We start from the raw sequence: 332 nt of genomic DNA, 5'->3' as shown, positions 1-332 counted from the left end.
CGGTGCCTGTTGCGCAACCCTTGCCCATGCACCCGATGGAACCGGCCATCTGCCTGCTCGACCCGGCTCTGCAGAACGAATTCCGCCGCAGCGTACGGGTGTTCGAGCGTGACGTGCCGCTGTTGCTACGTGGTGAAACCGGTTGTGGCAAAGAAGCGTTTGCCCAGGCCGTGCACCAGGCCAGCGGGCGACGCGGCAAGCCGTTCATCGCCATCAACTGTGCCTCGATCCCGGAAAGCCTGATCGAGAGCAAGTTGTTCGGTTACCGAGGCGGCAGTTTTACCGGAGCACGCAAAGAAGGCATGCGCGGCAAGCTGCTGCAGGCCGATGGC

1 protein-coding gene is annotated in these 332 nt (G+C 63.3%); it reads left to right on the top strand.

Annotated features, from left to right (window positions below; all coding sequences use genetic code 11):
• On the top strand, positions 1-332 hold a 332-nt coding region (locus SB756_RS28780; RefSeq protein WP_410912923.1), incomplete at both ends, for a sigma 54-interacting transcriptional regulator.

Source organism: Pseudomonas sp. SIMBA_068 (assembly GCF_046534705.1).
GTDB classification, from domain to species: Bacteria; Pseudomonadota; Gammaproteobacteria; order Pseudomonadales; family Pseudomonadaceae; genus Aquipseudomonas; species Aquipseudomonas putida.
This window is presented reverse-complemented; position numbering and strand designations above follow the sequence as displayed.